The organism is Nocardia nova NBRC 15556 (assembly GCF_001613005.1).
GTDB classification, from domain to species: domain Bacteria; phylum Actinomycetota; class Actinomycetes; order Mycobacteriales; family Mycobacteriaceae; genus Nocardia; species Nocardia nova.
Genome location: NZ_BDBN01000020.1, coordinates 66,446 through 86,568, shown reverse-complemented (window position 1 = coordinate 86,568; position 20,123 = coordinate 66,446). Strand labels below are relative to the sequence as shown.

Sequence of the window (20,123 nt, the reverse complement as noted above, 5' to 3'; positions counted from 1 at the left end):
CAGCCCGGCCGCCGACGGCCCAGATCGCCGATTCCGTCGGCATGGGCCCGAACTCGAAATGCTCACCGAAGCCACCGGCAAGCACGTCCCTGAACTCCTCAGCGACGTCCGGGGGGCCATCGAAAAAAGCTGATCACTCTCGTGCGCGTCTGGTTCTTCGAGGGCCGGCTCCTACGTAATTTGAGCTCATGGAAGACGAGACCCCTACACCGAGGATTCCTCCAGAATCCGCCGGTCCGGCCGAACCTTCGGTCCCAGCGTCCTCGTTCGACTTGGCAGCACTTCAGCGCGATCTACGGATCGCGACACGAAGCGGACGATATGCACTGGTCACCGCGGTCGCTGCCGCTGTGATCTCGGCTGGGATATCAGCGTGGGCATCCACCAGTGTGAGCAACTCCGAGATGAACCGACAGGAGCACTTCACCGCAGCTCAGGCGGTGCGGAAGGATCGTCGTGAGGTGTACACGCAGTACGTCACTTCCTTCATGGACCTCGACGGCCAGCTGACGACAATCAGTGCCGCATTGAACGCCCATCCACCGGACCGTGCCGCTATCGCAGCGGAAATGAACAAACTTCCGCAGTTCATGCAATCGCATCTGCGCGCGGAAGCCGCAGTGCGGATCGTGGGCAGCGAGATGGGTCCCCTCCTCGCCCGGCGCGACCGCGCGCTGACAGCCATGCAGGCCGAACCCGGCTCCTCCTTGGCGGTAGTCCGAAGCTACCTCGATGATCATCCGGGTGCACTCACAGACGACGACGAGTGGCGCCGAGTCGCGACCGTAGGGATCACGGCGATCCAGAAGCTCCTGAACGACACCAGCATCGACGAGATCGCTGAACGGGCGCGGGCAGACCTGGGATCTGGATGATTCGATGCCGACGGCGCAGTGAACACATCGGCCCGATTCGTCAGCTACCGCGATAACGGCGGCGCACTACCGTGACCTGGGTCGTGGATCAGCGAATCCGAACACTCTGCTGGTCGGGTGGCTGCCTGGTGTGTTGAAGGGCGACATGTCAGTTCGTGCCGAAGGGGTAGGTGGCACCGGAGTTGGTACGTCCGGTTTTCGGTCGTGTGGCAGGGATTCTGTGGTGGCGAATCGCCGTGAAGCGTTGCCGCTCAGGCGTTGTCGTGGTTTGTGGCCGTTCGATGGGGTCGTCCGGGCGCCCAGACGGTGAGAGCGATCGCGGTGATGAGGGTGAGGGCGGCGAGGGTGAGGGCGGTGAGGTGGAGGCCGTGGAGGAATGCGGTGCGGGAAACCTCGAGTAGTGGTTGTGCTCGGGGTCCTACTCGGTCGGCGAGTTGTGTTGTGGCGGCGAGGGAGTGGGCCAGCGGGGTGCGTGCGGGTTCGGGGATGTGTTCGAGGGTGGGGGTGATGGTGGACCGGTACCCGGCGGCGAGGACGGTGCCTGCGATGGCGATGCCGATGGCGGCGCCGATCTCGCGGGCGGCGTCGTTGACGGCGGCGGCGACGCCGTGGTGGTCGGTGTCGGTTTCGGTGATGATGGCTGCGGTGGCCGGTGCGGCGGCCAGGCCGAGACCGAAGCTGATGACCAGCAGTGGAACGAGAACTCCCGGATAGCCGGAGGCGGGTGTTTGTCGGCTCATCAGCAGTAGTCCGGCGGTGAGAGCGATGAATCCTGCCGTGGTGGGCAGACGCAGTCCGTAGCGGGCGGCGAGTCGCGGGGAGAATATCGACAGGGCGACCACGCCGGCGCCCATGGGCAGGACTGCGAGTGCGGAGCCCAGTGGGCTGTAGCCGAGCATCAACTGCAGGTATTGCACGTTGATCAGGAACAGCCCGAAGGTGACCAGGAATTGGATCGTGATCGAGACCGCACCGGCGGAGAATCCGCGCCGGGCCAGCAGCCGCAGTTGCAGCAGCGGTGAGCGCACCCGCAACTCGGTGACGACGAAGGCCACCGCGGCGACCGTGGCCCCGGCCATGGCGGTCAGGATCCAGCGGTCGCCCCATCCGCGATCGCCGGCGGCGATGAGTGCCCACACCAGCATGCCTATCGCGGCGATCGAGGTGATCGCTCCGAGTGGATCCAGCCGAATCGTGGTTGCCGCTCGCGATTCCTGCAGTGAGAACGCTGCCGCGAGCAGTATCACCGCTGCGACCGCGAGTCCGCTGAAGATGGACTGCCACGACCAGTGCTGCAGCAACAACCCGGACCCGACCAGCCCCAGCATGCCGCCGACGCCGGCGAATCCGGCCCACATGCCGATCGCCCGGGGTGCGGACCGCTCGGGGAATCCCGCGGTGATCAACGACAAGGTCGAAGGCATCACCATCGCCGCCCCGGCGCCGGCCACCACCCGAGCCGCGATCAGGCCGGCCAGTGCGGAAGTGAACAGCGGAACGGCGGAGGCGATGGCGAATACCCCGAGCCCGGCGATCAGTACCCGGCGGCGGCCGTAGCGATCGCTGATCGAACCCGCGGGCAAGACCAGACAGGCCAGGGCCAGGGTGTAGCCGTCGACGATCCAGGTCGCCTGCACCTGCGTGGCGCCGGTGTCGGTCGCCAGCGCGGGCAGCGCCGTGTAGAGGGCGGCCATCGCGGCGATGACCAAGGCGACCGCCAGGCACGACACGACCACGGTGCGCCACTGACGCCCCGACCATCGGAGCACCTGTGTGTCCGCTTCCTGCGTGAGTGACGCCATTCCGGTCTCCGTTCACAGCTCGGCGGCGACTCGGGGGCAAGGCGCCGCGCACAACTCCACCGTGGCGGCGCGGAAGTCTCACGGACAAGACATGCGAACGAAGTCGACACATACGGGCGTGCCCGGCGCGACTCGCTCGTCTCACCACTATCGACCGACGTGTGGTTTTCCCACCGTCCGTCGGCCGGTGTCGTCTCATACTGAGACGATGGGCATGGACTGGCTGCTGGCCACCGATCGGCACGATCGCGCCGCCGACCACATCTACAGCGCTGCCACACACCTGATCATCAGCGCGGGGTTCGACAACCTGACCGTCGATTCCGTGGCCCGGCGAGCCCACTGTTCGCGAGCCACCGTGTACCGCCACACCGGCGGCGTCGCCCACCTGCGCGAAACCGTGCTCGCCCGGGCCGCCACCAGCATCATCGAGAAAGTCGAAGCCGCGATCGCCCGCCGCAGCGGCACCGACCGTACCTACACCGCGCTCACGGTCGCGTTACGCGAGGCCCGAGCCGAACCGGTCGTCACCGCGTTCCTGGGATCCGAGCACGGTCCCCGCGCTGTCACCGGGTTCTCCGAATCACCCGCGCTGATCGCGCTGGTGGCCGACCTGTTGGGCACCGACCCCGACGACGCGCTCGTCGCGACCTGGTTCATACGAACCATGGTCTCGATGCTGCTGTGGCCGGCCCACCCCGACACCGAAACACAACTGCTGCAACGATTCCTGATCCCCAGCCTCGATGCCCCGCCCCGCGAGGCACCACCGGCGACAGCTCACGGCACGAGTGTCTCCGGCGCGGCACCGGGCAGATAGTCGTAACCCGTTACGCGGACGATCCCGAATTCTCTGCGCAGCAACGGTTTTCGCTCACTACAGCGGCGCGTACACACATGCGTTCGCTGCCGCCTCGGCCGGCCGAGGCGGCCACGACAAAGTGGGCACCTGGCCCACCGCAGAGGAAGATCCGATCAGCTCGCTGCAGAAGATTTCAGCGATGGGCCGCACGAAAATGTCAGCGGAACGCTGTGTTCCGACCACGTCCGAACCGGCGGTTGTGGCTGCTACGGTGCCGGGCTGTGCGCGATATCGTGGTGCGACATCGGTTCCGATATCCGGAAGAGGGCGGCAGTCGAGGTGAGGCGGGTGAACCGGCGCGAGTTCTTCGGTATGGCCGGCGTGGCGGTAGCAGCCGGGGGCGCAGCAGTGGTGGCGGGATGCAGCCGGTCATCAGGACCGGGCAAGGCTGATTACACGCTGCGTATCGGTCGGGGGCAGGTGGAGGTGGCGCCCGGTCGTTCGGTGTCGGCCACGCTGTACAACGGGCAGTTCCCGGGCCCGCTGCTGCGGTTCGCCGAGGGAAAACCGGTGGTGGTCGACGTCCACAACGACACCGGCACCCCGGAACAGCTGCACTGGCACGGCCAGACGGTGCCGGTGGAAGTCGACGGCTCGGGCGAGGAGGGCACACCGTTCATCCCCGCGCACGGGATGCGGCGGTTGTCGTTCACGCCCGGTCCGTCGGGGCTGCGGTTTTATCACACGCACCTGATCGCCGGCGCGAACCTGGAGTTGGGCCAGTACAACGGCCAGGTCGGACCCGTTTACATCGAGCCGAAGCAGAATCCCGGCGCCTACGACCGGGAAGTCATCCTCACCCTCAAGGAGTTCGGTCCCACACTGAGCCAGGACGGTGACATGGCCGCGAACTTCCTGGCCGGTGAACCGCTCGCGGACCTGCGCGATCGAGGCGAAGCGGCGATGGCGGTCTCGCTCGCGTCGGGCCGCACGCACGGGTACGAGGTCGGCTACGACACCTTCACCATCAACGGCCGCATGCTCGGCCACGGCGACCCGATCCGGGTCAAGGAGGGCGAACGGGTGCTGCTGCACGTGGTCAACGGCAGCGCGACCGAGAACCGCAGCCTCGCGCTGCCCGGGCACACCTTCACCGTGCTGGCACTGGACGGCAACCCGGTGCCGAACCCGGCGCGGGTGCCGGTGCTGTGGCTCGGTGCCGCCGAACGTGTCTCGGCGGTGGTGGAGATGACCAACCCCGGCGTCTGGATACTCGGTGACCTGTCCGACGACGACCGCGCCAACGGCATGGGCATAGTCGTCGAATACGCCGGCCGCGCCGGTGAGCCGCAGTGGGCTCCGCCGCCGCCGTTCACGTGGGACTATCGCCTGTTCACCCGGCCCGCCGCGAGCACGGCGTCGCCGGATCAGCAGATCGAGCTGCTGATCGAGAAACGCAACGCCGACCGTGACGGGTTCAACGTGTGGACTCTCAACGGTGCCGCGTTCGACATGAACACCGGCGCACCGGCGTTCGACTTGGCGCGCGGACGCCGGTATCGGTTGCTGTTCCGCAATGCCACCGACGACATCCATCCGATTCACCTGCACCGCAATACCTTCGAGGTCACTCATATCGCCGGGACACCGACCGCGGGGTTGCACAAGGATGTCGTGATGCTCGGCGGCTACCAGGAGATGGCGATCGATGTCGTCGCCGACGAAACGGGGGCGTCGCTGCTGCACTGCCACCAGCAGCTGCACATGGACTACGGGTTCATGGCCTTGCTGCGCGTGAGCTGAGCACGCCGGGCCGGCATCGCATCCAGTGACGCGGGGCCAAGCCCGACCCACAGCAGAACACCAACCCGAGCAGCATCGTGAAACCGGTGCGGGCGCGTGCTGCGGTCACGGCGTAGATCCGCCCTGCACCCATCGGTGCGGCTACACCCCAGGGGTATGCCGCCACGGGTTCCAGGATTCACTCGCCATTTCGTCACCGGGCGCCGACCCCACGCACAATCCGGCGGCGAAGCACACATTTGTCATCATGCGTCCCCAACCCTGGAGGTGATGCGGTAAAACTATTGGCGCAGACCTTCTTTCAGCTGGCCAGCCGCGATAGTGGGCCAACGGCTGGGGCAGGAATGTGGCGGCGGGCCAGTGTGCGGTCTGTTCGCCAGGTCGGGGCACACAGACGCGAACCATGCGGGTGTTCGCGCCGCGCAGATCTGGAGAACAGATGTTCACGATGGAAACCGCCACCAAGTACGTCACCGGCCTCATCGAGTCCACCGGCGCCGCACTGGCCACCGACTTCGACGTTCCCGCCATCGTCGACACACTGCACCGCCTGGTCGAGGACTGGGACTTCGACATCATCGACCGGCGCACCTTCTGGGCCGTAGTCGCCACCCACATCCTCGTGCCTCGCGCCAACTCCGCGACTCACACCGGCTCCCCCGTTGCATCGCTCGCTCTCGTGAAGGATCCGATGCCGGTCACTCAGTGACCCCAGCGAGGGTGGTCACGCCGACCGGCCAGCCGGCGTGACCACCCTCGCTGGGCCGCCGCGAGCTCTGGCTCCGCCCGTGTAGCCCGGTGCTTTCACCTCCACACTGCCCCTGCGGAGACGTCGGACCACTGCCGGCCATCGTGACGGTCCGGCGGCACAGCTTCCCGTTCGCCCACACGATCGATGACCGTCTCCTACGGTCGGCCACAGGGCCCCGGCGGACCGAGCCGCCGGGGCCCTCATTCGCGCCTGCAGCACCCGCCGCTACGCGAGCGTGAATCCGGTGCCGCCGTTGCCGATGTAGATCAACTCCACACCCTGAGTGTGGTCACCCGGGATCAGTGACCCGAACACCCCGCTGCGGGGGTGGCTGCCCGGTGCCGGTATGCCGAACTATCAAAACGTGTCGAATAGGTCGTCGGTACTGGGCCGAGCTTTGAGGGTCGTGTTGGTCAGTTCGTGGTGTATGTGGGGAGCAGTTCGGCGATGAGTTGTTCGATGTGGGTGCGGATTTGGTCGCGGATGGGTCGGACTGCGTCGATGCCGAGGCCGGCGGGGTCGTCGAGTTTCCAGTCGCGGTAGTCGACGCCGGGGAAGTAGGGGCAGTTGTCGCCGCAGCCCATGGTGATGACGATGTCGCTGGTTTGGACGGTGTCGGGGGTGAGGATTTTAGGGGTTTGGGCGGTGATGTCGATGCCGATCTCGGCCATGACTCGGATTGCGGCGGGGTTGATCGTGTCGGCGGGTTCGGTTCCGGCAGAGCGGACTTCGACGCGGTTGCCGGCGAGGTGGGTGAGGAAGCCTTGGGCCATTTGCGAGCGTCCGGCGTTGTGGACGCAGACGAACAGGACGCTGGGGGTGGATGCCATGACGGGGCAGAGCCTTTCGAACGTTGGTTAGTTGGTGAGGTCGAGGTCGGCGATGAGGGCGCGGACGCGTTCTTCGATGGCGTCGCGGATGTCGCGGATTGTGGCGGGGTCGGCGCCGGTGGGGTCGGGCAGGTCCCATTCCTCGCAGCGGCCGCCGGGGATGGTGGGGCAGGCGTCGCCGCAGCCCATGCTGATGACGATGTCGGCGGCGTGCACGATTTCCTCGGTCCAGGGTTTGGGGAATTCCCGGGTGATGTCGATACCGACTTCGCTCATGGTGTCGATGACGCCTTGTTCGATGCGGTCGCCGGGGGTGGTGCCGCCGGACCAGCCGGTGGCGCGGTCACCGGCGAAATGGGTGAAGAATCCGAGTGCCATCTGAGAGCGTCCGGCGTTGTGGGTGCACAGGAACGACACCGCGGGTGCTCCGGTGCCGGGGTGGCCTTCGATTTTGGCCAGCGCACGTAGGCGTTGGCGGGCGAAGCGTTCGGCCAGCGGCGGCAGGTAGCTGACGACGGTGGCGCGGGCGGCGAGTTCGTCGTAGGAGGAGTGCAGGAACCGGTCGATCACGGTGCGCTCCGGGCGGTGGTGAGTTCGGTGTGGAGGGAGTTGACGCGGTCGGCGATGTCGTCGCGGATCAGGCGCATGCGGTCGATGCCGTCGATGCCGCGGTGGGAGGGTTCGTCGGTGTCCCACACCAGGATCCGCACCCCCGGCGGCGGGTCGAGGCGGGCTTCGCGGCCGAGGATCACCACGGTGTCGATGCGAGCGAGCAGCTCGGGATCGACAGGTTTGGGGTGTTCGTCACCGACCTCGACAACTGCTTCGGCGAGCACCTGCACCGACAGCTGATTCAACGCGGAGCCGGGGTCGGTTCCGGCGGAGTGAACCTCGATCGTGTCACCGGCGTGGTGGCGCAGGAGCGCGGCGGCCATCTGCGATTTGCCGCTGTTGCGCACGCACACGAACAGCACCGACGGCACCGGCAGGTCGTCGGTCACCGCGAAACCCCTTCGGCCACATCCGCGGCGGCTGTGTCGGTGCGGAAGAGGCGGTTGCGCAGGGCGAGGGAGACATAGACGAGGCCGACGAGGACGGGGACTTCGATCAGCGGGCCGACGACTCCGGCGAGGGCTTGGCCGGAGGTGGCGCCGTAGGTGGCGATCGCGACGGCGATGGCGAGTTCGAAGTTGTTGCCCGCGGCGGTGAACGCGAGGGTGGTGGTGCGTTGGTAGCCGAGGCCGATCGTGCGGCCGTAGAGGTAGCCGCCGCCCCACATGATCGCGAAATAGGCGAGCAGCGGCAAAGCGATCCGCGCGACATCCCATGGCCGGGAGGTGATCTGGTGGCCTTGCAGGGCGAACAGGATCACGATCGTGAACAGCAGCCCGTAGAGGGCCCAGGGCCCGATCCGCGGGAGGAGTTTCGACTCGTACCAGTCGCGGCCGCGGGCTTTCTCGCCGAGGCGGCGGGTGAGGAATCCGGCGACCAGTGGGATGCCGAGGAAGATCAGTACCGATTTCGCGATCTGCCACGGCGAGGTGTCGATCGTGGTCTGCTCCAGGCCGAGCCATCCGGGCAGGACCGACAGGTAGAACCAGCCGAGCACGGCGAACATGACGACCTGGAAGATCGAGTTCAGCGCCACCAGGACGGCGGCGGCTTCGCGGTCGCCGCAGGCGAGGTCGTTCCAGATGATCACCATCGCAATACATCTGGCCAGGCCGACGATGATGAGCCCGGTGCGGTATTCGGGCAGGTCCGGCAGCAGCAGCCACGCCAGCGCGAACATCAGCGCGGGCCCGATCAGCCAGTTCAGGATCAGCGAGCCGATGAGCAGACGGCGATCACCGGTCACGGAGTCGAGGCGGTCGTAGCGGACCTTGGCCAGCACCGGATACATCATGACCAGCAGCCCGATCGCGATCGGCAGGCTGATCCCGTCCACCTCGACCGCCGACAACCCATCACCGAGTCCGGGGATCAGGCGCCCGAGTAGCAGGCCCGCGGCCATGGCGACGCCGATCCAGACGGGCAGGAACCGGTCCAGGGTGGACAGTTTGCCCACCACGGCGGGGTGGGCAGCCTGTTGGGTGGTGCTCACGCGGTCATCTCCAATCCGGCCTGGCGGCCGAGGACGAGCGACAGCCGCTCCAGCGCTTCGGGCACGATGCGGTAGTAGACCCAGGAGGCGCGGCGTTCGCTGGTGACCAGCCCGGCCTCGCGCAGCACCTTCAGGTGATGCGAGATGGTCGGTTGGGTGACGTCGAGACCGTCGGAGACGTCACACACGCACGCTTCCCCGCCGGCGCGTGCGGCGATCGCCGAGAGCACGCGCAGCCGCACCGGGTCGGCGAGGGCTTTGAACATCACGGCCAACTCGGCGGCTTCGCCGCTGGTCAGTGCACGGCCGATGGTTTCTGTGGCCTGGCATCCGGCCTGTTCGGCGCCCGGCGCCGTGACATCCACCCGTTGATTAGACACACATCGATATTGACCGAGATCGATATCGAGGGCAAGTGAACTCTGGGTGACACCTCCGGGCACCAGGACGCGGTTACCCGGCTGCGGTGCGGGCGGGGCGGGTGAGTGCGGCGAGTGCGGGGATCCCGACGGGTTCTTCGGCGAGTGCGGGGATGACCGCGTATCGGTCGGTGTAGGTGGTGGCCTTGTGGATCTGGTCGAGTTCGGCGGCGGCGCGGCGGCGCAGCAGCGGGTCGGTGGGTGCGGCAGCGGCGAGGCTGTTGTCGATGACCCACGCCCACGGGTGGATGCCGGCGCGTTCGAGGTCGGCTTGCAGCTCTGCGGCCTCGAGGACCGGGGTGGTTTCGGGCAGGGTGATCAGCAGAACTTTCGTGGCCTCAGGGTTTTGCAGCCGCATCAGCGGGGTGACGAATCGGGTGCCCGGCGCCATCTGGCGCACGATGTCGCGGTGGTAGGAGCCTGTGGCGTCGAGCAGCAGCAGGGTGTGGCCGGTGGGGGCGGTGTCGATGACGACGAACCGGCGCCGGGATTCGGCGATGACGTGTGAGAACGCTTGGAAGACAGCGACTTCGTCGGTGCACGGTGAGCGCAGATCCTCGGCGAGCGCGGCGCGAGCGGCCTCGTCGAGGCCCGCGCCCTTGCCGGCCATGACCCGGGCGCGGTAGTCGGCGACCGCGCGGGCGGGATCGATGCGCGAGACCTGCAGGTGTTCCAGGCTCCCGGCGACGGTTTCGGTGAGGTCGCCGGCGGGGTCGGTGGTCGACAAATGCACATCGTGGCCGCGCTCGGCCAGCGCGACAGCAACCGCGGCGGCCACGGTGGTTTTACCGACCCCGCCCTTGCCCATGCACATGATCAGGCACGGCCCATCGCGTTCGATCTGCTCGATCAGCCCGGCCAGCGGCGCATCAGCCACCGCCGCCACCATCGGCTGCGCCGCCTCCACGGCGGGCATCGCCGGCGTGGGGTCGAACAGGGTCGTCAGGGCATCGATACCGACGATATTGGTGGGCTGAAGCTCGACCAGATCTCGCGGCAGCTCCCGCACGGTCGCGGGCATGGCCTCGATCGCGGCGCGTTCGCGGCGGCGGGTCGCGGCCACCAGCGGATCACCGGAATCGGTGGTGTCGGGCAGCACGCCGTTGATCACCACATGCTGATCGGCGAGCCCGACACCGGCCAATTCGCTACGGGTGCGGGCGATCTCGGCCAGTGTCGACCGCGAGGGGCGCGCCACCAGCACCAGGCGGGTGCGGTGCGGATCCGCCAGCGCGTCGACCGCGGCCGCGTACACGGCCTTCCGTTTGTCCAGTCCCGACAGCGGGCCCAGGCAACTGGCATCGCCGCCGCCGGTGAGGAACTCACTCCAGCTGCCGGGCAACTGCAGCAACCGGATGGTGTGCCCGGTGGGCGCGGTGTCGAACAACACGTGGTCATAGCCGCTGGTCTCGTCGGTGAGCAGGGCGGTGAACTCGTTGAACGAAGCCACCTCCGTCGTGCACGAACCCGACAACTGCTCGGTCATCGACGCGATATCGGCCTCCGGCAGCACACCGCGCATCGGCGCGAGGATCCGCTCCCGATAGTCGGTCACCGCCTGCTCCGGGTCGATCTCGAGCGCCCACAACCCCGGCACGCCCGCGACCGCGGTCACCGTGTTGCCGACCGTGACACCGAATACCTGCCCCACATTCGACGCCGGATCGGTCGACACCAGCAGCACCCTCCGACCCGCCCGGGCCAGCGTCACCGCCGCCGCGCACGCGATCGAGGTCTTACCGACCCCGCCCTTGCCGGTGAAGAACACGAACCGCGGCACCCCCGCGAGAAACTTCATCTCACCCACGCCACCACCACCTACACAACCAAGACCGGCCATCCCGGCCCGTACGTTCCATTCGACCGCGTATCCCCCGCACCGCGGCAGAGGCAAACGTCCCCCACCCCGCACCGGCAGTGTCACCGCGCGGGCGGCCGCGCCCGCCGGTGTCAGCTGCAGCAGCCGGCGCCGGAGGCGATCGCCTTCTCTTTCGCCTCGCTGGTGCAGCAGGCACTCGACTCGTCGCGAGCGGTTTCGCCCTCAGCCGCGCTGCCGGTGCCGCAGCATGCCTGTACCGCCTCGCTGTCACCGGTGGCGAATTCTGGTGCGGTACCGAAGTTCTCGGTATCGGCGAGCACGGTGTAAACCTCCCACTTCTCGGCGTTGGGACCCGTGACCCACACCTTGTCCTGGGTGGCGAAACAACATGTGGTCGCGATCTGCTCCTCGGTGAACAACCCCGCCTGCGACAGGCGCGCGATCTCACCGTGGACCTGCTCGGAGGTCTCGACCTCCACACCGAGATGATTGATCGTGCCGCCCTGACCGGTGTTCTCCAGCAGCACCAGCTTCAACGGCGGCTCCTCGATCGCGAAGTTGGCGTAGCCCGGCTTGCGCTTGGCCGGTTCGGTATTGAACAGGGTCGAGTAGAAGGTGATCGCCTGCTCGAGATCGTCGACATTCAAGGCCAGTTGCACACGGGACATGAGAACCTCCATAGTGAGATATATGTCGAAAAAGTGGATGCCGCCGAGTCTGCCACCTTTTCGACATATGTCAATCCCACAGGTAGTGTGGACGCCATGCCCAAAGCGTTGCCCGTGATCGACATGTCCGCCCCGGTCTGCTGCGCACCGGTCGCGGCCGGCCCGGTCGACGACACCGCCGCCCTCGAGGTCGCCCTGCGCCTGAAAGCGCTCGCCGACCCCGTGCGCGTGAAACTCATGTCACTGCTGCTGGCCAGCCCCGACACCGGCGAAAACGGTGGCGACCTCGCCTCCGCGGTCGGCCTGTCGGAATCCACGGTCAGCCACCACCTTTCACAACTGCGCAAGGCGGGCCTGGTCGATTCGGAACGAGCCGGGATGAACGTCGTCCACCACGCCAAACGCGAGGCGCTCGCCGCGCTGTGCGTGGTCTTGGACCCCAACTGCTGCCGTTGAGAGACTGCGGCGCATCACCGTGCCCGGGCCCGGCGGGCGAGGACCTCGGCGGCATAGGCATTGCTGGAGGCAGGCCGCGATGTGGATCCATCGAACGGCGCCGGTGATGGACAGACCGAGCAGGTCGCTGAGTAGCTTCGCGGGCACGGTGGCAGCGTTGTCCACCAGTGCGGTGTTGCGACCGGCCCGGACCGGAACGCCCAATTGTCGTACCAACCCGCCTTCCATCAATCAACGCGCGAGTCATGCATCAAATGCAACTCTTCGCGGAAAATCCATCCTGCGACAACCACGCCCGCGGACCGGCGCAGCGCAGTCTTGATCCATGACCGCGGTCGCTGACCAGGCCGCCAGACCGAGTCCAGCCGTTTCGAGACGATGCTCTCGAGGCAGTGCTCGGCCGCCACGTCGAGCATCCCCTTCTACCCACTGGGTGGAGATATCCGACAACCGCCTCCGGCCGGCCGAGTGCTCCGACGTGGGTTGTGAACTGTTCGTGATCGGAGCGATCGGGCACTGCCAGCCACAGAATCCACCGCTGGGCTGGCGACAGCGTCCCGGCGGGTCACAGGGCATCGAGAGCCTGTTGGAAGGCTTGCTCGTGGGCCTTTTCGTCGGCCGCAATCTCTCGAAACAGGTCGGCCGCCTGGGGGTTTCCGGCCTTGTCGGCCTGGGCGGCATAGTCGGGATACATCGACTCGGCTTCGTGCTTCTCCCCTGCTATCGCGTCGGTGAGATTGGCGGCGACGTCGGAGGCCACCAGTCCGGCCGGCGTCGCTTCTTCGGCGAAGTGCTCGTCGAGCTCCACCTGGGCGGTGCGGGAGAACAGCTGCGCGATCTGCGGGTTCCCCGCCTCACGAGCCTGGCGGGCATATCGGCTGTATTTCGCGAAGGCGAACGCCTCACCCTGCATGGCCGTGCGCAGGTTGGCCAGGGTCGCACCCGACGACTTCGCCGGTCCCGGCGTGATCGACGTCGTGGTGACATCGGGCCCTGCCGGAACCACGGCGCCCGCAGCGGGACCGGTGAGGGTCGCCAAGGCGATCGAGAAGTCGCGTGCGTGCGCTGCTTCATCGCCGGCGATCGCGGAGAACAGCTGCGCCGCAGCAGCGTCACCCGCCGCTGTCGCCTGTGCGGCGAAGCCCGGGTACATGGTCGTCGATTCAGTGGATTCGCCGGCGATCGCGTCACGCAGATTCGCCGCGGTGTCACCACCCAGACCGACCAGATCGGCCTCGCGGGTGAAATGATCCGACAGCTCGGTCTGTGCCGCGGAGCGGAATTCCTGCGCTACCCGAGGCTCGCCGCTGTGCTGGGCCTGATCCGCATACGCCCGGTATTTCGCATGGGCGAATGCTTCCCCGTGCATCGCCGCCATGGCGTTGGTTCGGGTCGACTCGGCCGGAACGGACTGCGACTGCTGTGGCGACGCGGTTCGCTGTGGCGTACCCGAACACGCCACCACCGGCACCAGAAACGCGGCACACATCGCTATCGTCAGTCGCGACTTATTGTGCATTTCTGCTCCTTCGATCCCTCAGGGGTGGAACAGGACCCGGAAGTCCAGCAGCCCCGGATGATCAGCGCTCACGCGCGACCAGCGCACGCGCCGCAAGTCCGAACAGCGCCCCCATCGCAGTCACCTCTCGCCCAGCAAACGGAGACAATTCCATCGTCGCCGCCACTCTGCTCGACGCCCGCAGGCCGAAGTCACCGATCAACGAGCCTTACGCCACGCCACGCGGTGACCTTGGACCCCGAGCGATGGCTAACCTCACACCCACCACCGCTCACCCTCCCGGTGGTCGAACTCACGGTGAAATGATCGTGCCCGCCCGACTCGGCAGGTGTCATCGCTGCGCCGACAGCTGTCGATCGTCACCGCGAATTTGCCAGCCGCGCAACATGATTCGGCGCTCGTCACAGCTTCGCTGTGCCCGACCGCCACCCCAGCACGCACACGCGCACCCGCGCGCCAGCTCCATTCCCGCTGTTCGGCGGCGCGGCAATTCGTCATATGTCGTGGCGGCAGTGACACATTCTCGTGCGGCTTGGGCCGTGGACCGATCAACCGCCACGTGCTCGGCGCCCGCACCGTATCCGCCCCCACCGCCACAGGGGCACACGGTGCCGTGTCCCTGCACCGGCAGTACCTTGCTCACCGGGTCAGAGTGAAACCGTCGTAGTCGTCGGCGGCGACCTGGTCGCACTTTTCGCGATACGCTCCAACACCGCCGATGTAGGCGTACATCACCCTCGGTTTGCCCGGCACATTCGATCCCACATACCAGGAGTCCACCTTGGGATAGAGCGTCATATTGCCGACTTCGTCGACGTGCCGAGTCCATTCCTGCTCCGCCTCGGCCTCGGCCTCGATGGTTGTGATGCCTTTGGATCGCAACGCGTCGATCGCGGCCGCCACCCAGTCGACGTGCTGCTCGATCGACACCATCATGTTCGACAGGACAGACGGGCTACCCGGGCCGGCGATCACGAACAGATTCGGGAAGCCTGCCACGGCAAGACCGAGGTAGGTGACGGGCCCGGCGGCCCACTTCTTCCGCAGCGACGCGTCATTCCGGCCGCGAATATCGATCGCGTTGAGCGCGCCGGTCATGGCGTCGTATCCGGTGGCATAGATGATGTCGTCGAACTCGAAACTCTCCTGCGTCGTCACGAGACCGGATTCGGTAACCCTGGTCAGCGGGGTCGCGCGAACATCCACGAGCCGGACATTGGGACGATTGAAGGTCTCGTAATAGTCGGTCCCCAGGACCGGGCGCTTGACGCCGAAGAGGCCGGTGGGCTGAAGGAGCCGGGCGACAGCGGGATCTGTCACGGTCTCGGCGATCCGGTCGCGGATGAACTGGGCTGCGGTCTCGTTGGCGGCTTCGTCGGCGAGCAGGTCCGTGAATCCGACCAGCATGCTGACCAGTTCGCTGTTCTTGTCTTCCCATACCCTGCGATAGAAGGCTGTTCGCTCTTCCTCGCTCACCTCGAGCGCGCCCTTGGTGGCCTCGGGCTGGGCGATTCCGAAGGACGATTCCCGGTTGGCCTTGCGCACTTCGCGATAGCGCGACTTGATCCGGGTCTGGAATTCGGGATCGATCGGGTGATTGCCGGCGGGAAGAACATAGTTCGGGGTCCGCTGAAACACAGTGAGGTGCTGGGCTGTTTCGGCGACGAGCGGAATGACCTGCACCCCAGAGGAACCGGTGCCGATCACGGCGACCCTCCGGCCGGTGAAATCGACCTCCTGCTCGGGCCATTCGCCGGTGTGGAAACTGCGGCCCCGGAACGTCTCGATGCCGGGAATCTCCACCATCTTCGGCACCGACAGGCAGCCCGTCGCCATGATGGCGAACCTCGCCGAGACGACCTCGCCCCGATCGGTCGTGATGCGCCACCGCGCGGTGGACTCGTCGTAGACCGCGGCGGTGACCCGGGTCCGCAATTGCACGTCCTTGCGCAGATCGAAACGGTCCGCGACGTGATTGATGTAGCGGAGCAACTCTGGTTGCGGCGGCAGCTTCTCCGTCCACTCCCACTCCTGCTCGAGCTCCGGGTCGAAGGAGTAGTTGTAGTACATACTCTTCACATCGACGCGTGCGCCCGGATAGCGGTTCCGGTACCAGGTGCCACCGAGTCCGCCGCCTGCTTCGTATACCTGCACCGAAAGCCCGAGCTCGCGCAGTTTGTGCAGCATATGAAGCCCGGCGAATCCGGCTCCGACGACGACCGCGTCAATCTCGCGGGCCTGTTGCCCGGTCGAGATTTCGGAATGCTGCGAGGTCGTTGTCATTGTGGGATCTGCCTTTCGATGAGTAGCCATGGGAGGCCCTGACAGCGGTGCGGTCGGACGGTGCACACCTTCTCCAGACCGCTACAAGCTGCAGATTATCCGAACATCGACGCGCCCACTTGTTTTTCGACGCAGGACAACATGAATTCGATTGCTGCGCAATACAACCACGATTGCGTTACCTGCATGCTGTTGCGGCACAGAGAGTGCCGATACCGATACATCGAATACCCGTGCAGGACAACCTTCGACCCATCACGCCAAACGCATCGGCGGGCAGGCCGGAAACCGAACCGGTAGCGACGCCAAGGCACGATGGAACTGACCGGGCCGCCAATCCAGTTGCCGCACAGGTTTTTGCGGACGGATATCCGGCAAAGCGTCGAGGAGCACGTCGATGCACTGCGAGGCGATCGTCAGGGCGAGCGACTGCGCCGGGCAGGTATGGGGACCGACCCCCCATGCCAGGTGCGACCGGTTGCCTTTGCGGTCGCCGCTCACAGCGGGGTCGTTGTTGCAGGCGGCCAGGCTGATCACCACCGGTTCATCGGCAGGCAGCCACACATCGCGGACGAGTTGGGGCTGTTTGGGGTAGCTCACGCACCAGTTCGCCAGCGGCGGGTCCTCGAACAACACGGCATCGATGGCATCCCGGGTAGTCATGGCGCCGCTGAGGACCTCGCCACCGTATTGGTCGTCGGTCATCAACAGCAGCAACGCGTTGAGGATCAGATTGCAGGTCGGCTCCGTGCCCATCGAGAACAGCAGCGCCGACTGGTTCACCATCTCCATGAGATCGAGCTTGTCCGGATGCCTCAGCAACTCCGAGGTCAGATCGTCGCCGGGTTCGACCTGCTTCTGGCGGACCACTCCGATCAGAGCCTCGACGAATCGCTGCTGTCCTTCCTCGGCGCCTACCCCCTCCAGCATCGCGGCCATCCCCTGATAAGCCTCGGCCGCGGCGCCTTCGGGGAAACCCATCAGTTCGCTGAGCACACGAAAGGTCAGTGGATAGGCGTAGTCCATCCGCAAATCCGCGGTACCGCGCTCACAGAAGCTGTTGATCAGCGACTCGGCGGCCCGCGCAACCGAGTCGTGCATCTTGTGCAGGTTGACGGTTTCCAACGCCGCGAAGATGGTCCGCCGGTACCGCTCGTGTTCGGCGCCCGCGGTTCGCAGCGCATTCTGGCGGTAGCCCAGCATCGGCAGTAGCGGGCAGTCCGACGAGACGTTCTTCTCCCATCGGCGAGAATCGGCCGGGAAATGGTGCTCGTCGTTGAGGAGCTGCACCGCCACCTGGTAGCCGATCACCAACGTCGCAGGCACACCCGAAGCGAGCTCGACCGGTACCAGCGGGCCGTGGCGTCGCATGTCTTCGTAGGCCCGGTGTGGATCGGCCGCGAACGAGGGGGCATCCAACCGCACGCGTGAGCCACCGGATTCCCCGGAACCGTAGGCGATCCGAGATGCACCCGGGTCTATGTCGTTCAACGCGTTCCCCTCTCGCGCGGTGCGGGAACGTGTCCCCTTCCGCCTGCTGCGAGACGGCCTGCCATTCGTGGTGTGGGCACGCCAGGTGACCCTACCGTAAATCGTTGCAGTCCAACGTCTTCAGAGAAAACCAGCACGGTAGCTTACTTCCAGACCGATGCACGGTCCCGAATACGGAATCCGCGCCGCAAACGCCGGATGCCGCGGCATCGGATTCCGCTCCCACCACTGATACTGCTGGTTGCCACTCCCCTGCCGATTTCAAAAGGAGCCCACAGAGCCCGAACCCGAGGAACCGGAAACGAGCGCGGAGCAGTCAACTGGACGCAGACGATCCGCTGGCTGGGCTGCTACGGGGTTTGCCTGTGACGGAGCGCGAGAAAGGCATCGGCCAGCAGCTTGAACGACTCGCCTCGGTCGCTCGGGCGGTAGAGGTCGGTCTTGATCAGGAATTCATCCGCTCGAGTGGCCTCTGCCAAGTCCTGCAAGCGCGCCAACACACTCGACGGCGATCCGATGAAGACCCCGTCCAGTTCGTCTGCGGCCGCCCGTCGGGTCGCGTACCCGTAGTGCTCGGCGGTCTGCGGGCTGGGTAAACGTATCGGCTGTCCCTCTTGTCGCCGTGCGGTCTTCATCCTCAATGGTCCGGAAAGCCACTGCGCGCGCTCGTCGGTTTCGGCGGCGATCACTGCCACGCTGATCATGGTCCGCGGCGCCGGGCACAATGTCGACGGCTCAAAGGCTTGCCGGTAGACGTGGGTGGCCGCGATCGTGTTGTGCGGTTGAAGGTGGTGGGCCGCGGCGAAAGGAAGACCGAGAGCACCCGCGACCCGCGCGGTGTAGTCGCTGCTTCCGAGCAGCCAGATTTCGGGCCGGTTTCCTTCGGCCGGCACTGCCGCGGCGCGGTCCTCGCTCTGTTCGTCGAACAGCTCCAGCAGCTCCCGGATCTGGTCTTCGAAGGGCGTGGCTGCCCGATCGTGGGGGCTGCGGATGCGGTCGGTGACCTCGCGCGGCCCACCGAGGGCCCGTCCGAGTCCGAGGTCGATCCGCGCAGGGTGGAAGGCCTCCAGCGTGCCGAATTGTTCTGCGATCACGATGGGCGAGTGGTTCGGTGTCATGACACCACCGGCTCCTACCCGCATGTGGTGGGTCAGCGATGCGACGCGGTCGATGACGACTGCCGGTGCGGCACTTGCTACTCCGCGCATTCCGTGGTGCTCGGGTATCCAAAACCGGTGGTAGCCGAGACCGTCGACGAACTGTGCCAGCTCGACGCACTCACGCAGCGCCTGGCTTGCGTTCGAGCCTTGCACGATCGGCGCCGTATCCAGGACCGAAAACCTAAGCGCGCTCGTCTGTTTCGTCATGAGGGGTATCCTTCCGCCGTGCGACCCGCAAACTCGACACCTCTCGACTGGCCTCGGCCCGGTCAGCGTGTCGGTTCCTTGTTCGGCGCTCAGATGAGCCCGGCGAAGAGATCGTCTTCCGGTGTCGGCGCCCCGGTGACATCGAATGCGCGAATGTACTCTTCCACAGCGAAGACGGTGGGCCAGAGTTCCTCCGGAACTTTCGCGGTCGTGGAGGTATGGATCTGGCTGGCATGGGAAAACAGTGCCGACCGCTTCCTGGCCACGACCGAACGGATGTCGACGCGCGCGGCCACGTGTTCATCGATACCGTCGGTGACCGTGCGCCGGCTGCGGTCGGGTTCGGGATAGTCGATTCCCGCCTCGCGCAGAGCATTTCGCAACCGCGTCCAATACCGGGTCCCGTGCGCCGCGTAATACAACTTCGCCGCCACGCCACCCGCGCGAACGGCAGCTTCTGTCGCGCGCGCGGTATGAATGTGGTCCACATGCCGGGTGCCGGTCGGCTCGTGAGTGACGACAACCTGCGGGCGGTGTTTTTCGATGAGCGCGCCCAACTCCTCGGCGACGGTCTGCAGTGGTATGTCAGCGAAGACGGTGCACGCCGGACGCACCTGATCGATCGAGCCCGAATCGTGGTGAGAAAGAAGTTCGAGCGTGCCGACACCGAGATGCGCACACGCTGTCCGCAACTCCGCAAGACGTGTTCGGGCAACCCGCTCCGCATTGTGGCCCGCGGAACCAGGTTTCGCACCGTCGATTCCGTCACCGTACTCGCCGTTCGTGCAGGTGACCAGAACGGTACGCACCCCCCGCCGTGCATACAGGCTCAAAACGCCTCCCGCGCTGGTGGATTCGTCATCCGGGTGGGCCATGACCGCCATCAAAGTCGGGGCTGAAGCCGAGCCGGACGTCATCGAAGGTCCTTTCCGTCGTTCACCCGCCACGGGAAACGACTGTGGGTCGGCATCGGCCTTGCGATCATTGTTGCTTACGCCCAGACGGCGACCTACGACACCAGGAATCGACATTAACCTCCAAAGTTCTTGTCTCACAAGACTCTAGGCAGCCATGCCAGCAGGTGGAGAGGCCTCGGCCACAGCTCTGAGCTGTACGTGCGGCGAGACTGCGGTG

Annotated in this window: 18 protein-coding genes; 5 read left to right on the top strand and 13 right to left on the bottom strand. The window is 66.2% G+C overall.

Annotation, left to right across the window (positions count from 1 at the left end):
* The first annotated feature begins 389 nt into the window (after positions 1 to 389).
* Positions 390 to 875, top strand: coding sequence for a hypothetical protein (locus NN2_RS08485; protein WP_063011970.1), 486 nt, complete (start codon positions 390 to 392; stop codon positions 873 to 875).
* Positions 876 to 1,126: 251 nt separating this feature from the next.
* On the opposite strand, the gene NN2_RS08480 is transcribed toward NN2_RS08485, so the two are convergent.
* Positions 1,127 to 2,677: an MFS transporter gene (locus NN2_RS08480; RefSeq protein WP_063011968.1), complete on the bottom strand. Its 1,551-nt coding sequence runs from the start codon at positions 2,675 to 2,677 to the stop codon at positions 1,127 to 1,129.
* Between the two features lie 208 nt (positions 2,678 to 2,885).
* On the opposite strand from NN2_RS08480, the gene NN2_RS08475 reads away from it, so the two are divergent.
* The 3 genes from NN2_RS08475 to NN2_RS08465 all read left to right on the top strand — a co-directional run bounded on the left by NN2_RS08475 (position 2,886) and on the right by NN2_RS08465 (position 5,991).
* The gene (locus NN2_RS08475; protein ID WP_063011967.1) at positions 2,886 to 3,497 is read left to right on the top strand and encodes a TetR/AcrR family transcriptional regulator; all 612 of its coding nucleotides are present in this window, start codon (positions 2,886 to 2,888) and stop codon (positions 3,495 to 3,497) included.
* A gap of 354 nt (positions 3,498 to 3,851) precedes the next feature.
* Entirely contained in the window at positions 3,852 to 5,282 is a 1,431-nt protein-coding gene (locus tag NN2_RS08470) for a multicopper oxidase family protein (RefSeq protein WP_063012092.1), read from the top strand.
* Positions 5,283 to 5,721: 439 nt separating this feature from the next.
* Positions 5,722 to 5,991, top strand: coding sequence for a hypothetical protein (locus NN2_RS08465; RefSeq protein ID WP_063011965.1), 270 nt, complete (start codon positions 5,722 to 5,724; stop codon positions 5,989 to 5,991).
* Between the two features lie 455 nt (positions 5,992 to 6,446).
* Here NN2_RS08465 and NN2_RS08460 read toward each other — a convergent pair whose 3' ends face one another.
* From NN2_RS08460 to NN2_RS08430, 7 genes are all read right to left on the bottom strand, one after another.
* A complete protein-coding gene (locus NN2_RS08460) occupies positions 6,447 to 6,863 on the bottom strand; it encodes an arsenate reductase ArsC (protein ID WP_063011963.1) in 417 nt (138 codons plus the stop codon).
* A gap of 27 nt (positions 6,864 to 6,890) precedes the next feature.
* Complete coding sequence (locus NN2_RS08455; protein WP_082856823.1) at positions 6,891 to 7,433, bottom strand: arsenate reductase ArsC; 543 nt, start codon at positions 7,431 to 7,433, stop codon at positions 6,891 to 6,893.
* Entirely contained in the window at positions 7,430 to 7,864 is a 435-nt protein-coding gene (locus NN2_RS08450) for an arsenate-mycothiol transferase ArsC (protein WP_063011961.1), read from the bottom strand. Before NN2_RS08450 ends, NN2_RS08455 begins: the two co-directional genes overlap by 4 nt.
* Entirely contained in the window at positions 7,861 to 8,967 is a 1,107-nt protein-coding gene (arsB, locus tag NN2_RS08445) for an ACR3 family arsenite efflux transporter (RefSeq protein WP_063011959.1), read from the bottom strand. The genes NN2_RS08450 and arsB overlap by 4 nt, the downstream gene beginning before the upstream one ends.
* Positions 8,964 to 9,233, bottom strand: coding sequence for an ArsR/SmtB family transcription factor (locus NN2_RS08440; protein ID WP_081879936.1), 270 nt, complete (start codon positions 9,231 to 9,233; stop codon positions 8,964 to 8,966). Before NN2_RS08440 ends, arsB begins: the two co-directional genes overlap by 4 nt.
* Before the next feature lie 187 nt (positions 9,234 to 9,420).
* Complete coding sequence (arsA, locus tag NN2_RS08435; RefSeq protein ID WP_063012090.1) at positions 9,421 to 11,184, bottom strand: arsenical pump-driving ATPase; 1,764 nt, start codon at positions 11,182 to 11,184, stop codon at positions 9,421 to 9,423.
* A 152-nt stretch (positions 11,185 to 11,336) separates the two neighbouring features.
* Positions 11,337 to 11,873, bottom strand: coding sequence for an ArsI/CadI family heavy metal resistance metalloenzyme (locus NN2_RS08430; protein WP_063012088.1), 537 nt, complete (start codon positions 11,871 to 11,873; stop codon positions 11,337 to 11,339).
* Between the two features lie 96 nt (positions 11,874 to 11,969).
* Here NN2_RS08430 and NN2_RS08425 point away from each other — a divergent pair, with 96 nt between their 5' ends.
* Complete coding sequence (locus tag NN2_RS08425; protein ID WP_063012086.1) at positions 11,970 to 12,329, top strand: Rv2640c family ArsR-like transcriptional regulator; 360 nt, start codon at positions 11,970 to 11,972, stop codon at positions 12,327 to 12,329.
* 565 nt (positions 12,330 to 12,894) lie between these two features.
* Here the strand turns inward: NN2_RS08425 and NN2_RS38130 are convergent.
* The 5 genes from NN2_RS38130 to NN2_RS08395 form a co-directional block, all read right to left on the bottom strand.
* Entirely contained in the window at positions 12,895 to 13,848 is a 954-nt protein-coding gene (locus tag NN2_RS38130) for a ferritin family protein (protein ID WP_082856822.1), read from the bottom strand.
* 639 nt (positions 13,849 to 14,487) lie between these two features.
* Positions 14,488 to 16,131: a flavin-containing monooxygenase gene (locus NN2_RS08410; protein ID WP_104364234.1), complete on the bottom strand. Its 1,644-nt coding sequence runs from the start codon at positions 16,129 to 16,131 to the stop codon at positions 14,488 to 14,490.
* Positions 16,132 to 16,386: 255 nt separating this feature from the next.
* The gene (locus NN2_RS08405; RefSeq protein WP_245658609.1) at positions 16,387 to 17,556 is read right to left on the bottom strand and encodes a cytochrome P450 family protein; all 1,170 of its coding nucleotides are present in this window, start codon (positions 17,554 to 17,556) and stop codon (positions 16,387 to 16,389) included.
* A 416-nt stretch (positions 17,557 to 17,972) separates the two neighbouring features.
* A complete protein-coding gene (locus NN2_RS08400; RefSeq protein ID WP_063011953.1) occupies positions 17,973 to 18,989 on the bottom strand; it encodes an LLM class flavin-dependent oxidoreductase in 1,017 nt (338 codons plus the stop codon).
* 89 nt (positions 18,990 to 19,078) lie between these two features.
* Positions 19,079 to 20,044, bottom strand: coding sequence for a PIG-L deacetylase family protein (locus NN2_RS08395; protein WP_169812387.1), 966 nt, complete (start codon positions 20,042 to 20,044; stop codon positions 19,079 to 19,081).
* Between the last annotated feature and the right edge of the window lie 79 nt (positions 20,045 to 20,123).